Origin of the sequence: Cytophaga sp. FL35, assembly GCF_014349235.1 — a bacterium.
Lineage (GTDB): Bacteria > Bacteroidota > Bacteroidia > Flavobacteriales > Flavobacteriaceae > Euzebyella.
On record NZ_JACSOH010000059.1, the window covers coordinates 1 to 2,824 of the forward strand.

At 35.2% G+C, this 2,824-nt stretch carries 4 protein-coding genes; all 4 read right to left on the bottom strand.

All coding sequences use genetic code 11. The features are described 5' to 3' along the window. Positions 1–612 (bottom strand): DUF1593 domain-containing protein (locus BIZ36_RS20415; RefSeq protein ID WP_353616865.1); only part of this gene is annotated, 612 nt, incomplete at its 3' end. 44 nt (positions 613–656) lie between these two features. Further along, on the bottom strand, positions 657–2,090 hold the full coding sequence (locus BIZ36_RS20420) for a glycoside hydrolase family 5 protein (protein ID WP_187459706.1): 1,434 nt from the start codon (positions 2,088–2,090) through the stop codon (positions 657–659). An 11-nt stretch (positions 2,091–2,101) separates the two neighbouring features. Next, complete coding sequence (locus BIZ36_RS20425) at positions 2,102–2,350, bottom strand: fibronectin type III-like domain-contianing protein (RefSeq protein ID WP_187459709.1); 249 nt, start codon at positions 2,348–2,350, stop codon at positions 2,102–2,104. A gap of 131 nt (positions 2,351–2,481) precedes the next feature. Beyond that, a complete protein-coding gene (locus BIZ36_RS20430) occupies positions 2,482–2,802 on the bottom strand; it encodes a four-helix bundle copper-binding protein (RefSeq protein ID WP_187459707.1) in 321 nt (106 codons plus the stop codon). Positions 2,803–2,824 lie beyond the last annotated feature (22 nt).

Genomic DNA, 2,824 nt, shown 5'->3' on the forward strand with positions numbered 1-2,824 from the left:
ACCGTGTATTATATTTTCGATAAAAATCAGGTAATTGTAGTTGCCATGAAAGATAATCGGCAAAAGAAACCGAGCAAATAAAAGTTCAAAAAAACGATTTTCACTTCTTGTCTCTTTTAATTTCCATAGGGCTTGAGCCAACGTGTTAGGACCACCCCATACTGAAATCCATAAAGGTATATCATCTTCTTTCTCAAGCATCTCTATTATCCATTCCGATCCTTCAGAATCCTTACCTTTTCCAACTCCGTCCATACCATAAATAGGTAGTCCAGTTTTTAATCTAGATAAAAAGTATGAAGAAGTAGGAAATCCAGATTCATGCTTTAATAGATTTGGACGAACTTTTGCATATGCTTCAAACGCTTTTTTAATAATTTCAGGATAAACATTTGATTTTTGATGAATTGAGGTAGAGGCAATTATACCTTCTATGTCTATTTGGTTAGAATAAAGCAACAACCTAACCATTGACTGTAAGTCATCAGTCTCATTTCCAATATCCGTAATTACAATTAACCGATTTTTAGCCTCTTGTTGAGCCCTTGCCGAAAATGAAAAGATTAAGGCAATGAGAATTATGATATATTTTTTGATTCGCTTCTTTTTCACAACGTTAGTAAAATCAACATCATATTATTTTAAGTATTAAACCTCTATTGTTCATCATTAGGGACTAGTGCATTAAGAATGTTTTCTTTCCACTGACTGGTTTCTTCATCAAAAACACGGAATATTTCACGAAAACCCCATATGTGAAAACTAAAATCATATTTTTCCGCTGTTTCACGCACAAAACTGATATATCTGGCTCGAGAAGCAGTATCGGCATATTCTACTACTCCGAATTCTCCCAAATTTATTGGTCTTGAATGTGTTTTGCTCCATTTTGCACAATAAGCCAAATCGCTTTCAATGGGATTTTTTTCTTCTGAAGTACCTGTCCATTGCATTCCCCGACTGGACTCCGCATTGGCATATGCCAATCCCTGATGGGTGAATAAATGAGGCAAATAATAATGAATTTGTACAATTAAATTCCATTCATCATCTGGTAGGTCAAGCAAGCCAATTGTCCAGGATTGTCCGAGATTGGGAGTGCCAATAATTAATGTGCGATTTGGATTTGTTCTCCTAATTAATTGAATCGTTTTTGAAATTAATTCATTGTATCGTTGAACACCAACTTCCATGTTGGGTTCATTTAGTAAATCAAAATACACTTCAGGAGGATAGTCTTTATAGTGTTCAGCTATTTGCTCCCAGAGAGAATAAAATCGCTCAATATTCTCATCGAAACTTAATTCATCATCTCCATGGTGCATATTAATGTATGGATAATAATGAATATCAATAGATACGGCTAAACCATTTTCCAAACATTGATTTACAATATTGTCCACCTTATCGAAAAAAGCTGGTTTGATATTGTAAGGTGACGTTTTTGAAGCATGAACGGACCAGGTAACAGGAAGACGGACACTGTTAAATCCAGCTTCAGCAATCATTTTAATATGTTCAGGCTTGATTGGTTGATCAGGTGTTGGGTACAAATGTAGATCACCGGAATTATTATCAAGAAGGCCATTCAAATTCAATCCTCTACCAAGGCGTCTGTTTCGTTCAAAAGCCAATTGCGCTTCTTTTGGAGGAGTTACCTCGTTAGTTTTTTGCTTAATAATCTTTTTATCACGGTTCAATTTCAAATATAAGGCATCCGGTCTCTGAGGATTTTTCTCAATCTTTGCAGGCCGTTGAGTTTGCCCAGGTGCTCCAAATAAACCGTAAAATTCCATCTCTTTTGCGTCGGTGGAACTAATAATAGCAGCACAGACCATTCCACTTGGAAGTGTAAGGTCTACTGCAATTGGTTCTACATCAGTGTTAATTTCATACTGACCGGAAAAAGAAAGTCCGGAAAAAGCCTCTGCATGTATAGACAATGTTTGGTCATCATTAAATTTTACAGTTACCGGACTTCCATCTTTCAAACCGTACCACTCTCCTATAATTGTTCTATCTGGATGTGTCGTACAACTAAAGTATAAAACACTTAAAAAAGCTAATAGTATAAATTTCATTGTTTTCATAATTCAAAAGATTAATTGTCTAATACTGTTAATTGAACACTATCAAATGTCTGGGAAGAAGGACCAACCATTATTTCAAAATCACCTGGCTCAACGACTTCCTTCATATTGATATTGTAAAATTTTAATTTATCAGGAGTAACTGTAAAACTTACTTTCTTTGTTTCCCCTGGTTTTAAAGTGATTCTTCTAAAATCCTTTAATTCTTTTATAGGTCTAGTTATTGAACTTACTTTATCTCTTATATAAAGTTGAATTATTTCATTTTATATCCGTTTTAGGTCTAGAAACTTTATACGATTGCAGCAAAACCTTTTACATGGTAGTGTAATTAAAATCAATTTTTGTAATAAGGTCCTCGAGAACAAATAAACCTCAAACTCTCCTATTACTATTTGGAAAATTCATCACATGCCTGTGCACATTCCCTGCAGGCTTTAGCACATAGTTTGCAATGTTCGTGGTCGTGGCGCGAGCACTCATCGGCACACGCTTCGCAAATTTTCTTGCAATAATCGACAAGGCCCTGTACGTCCGTATAAGAGGTAGCTAGGATTTGTGCAAGCGAACTACATACTTCGGCACATACCCTGTCGATTCTAATACAATTCTTCATCATTGAAATGTTATCTTCATCTAGGCAAGCGTCCGCACAATAATTGCAATGGTTGATACAACTTCCCAATGCATGTATCAATTTTTCATTTCTCATACTACTTTATTTAAGTTAAAAA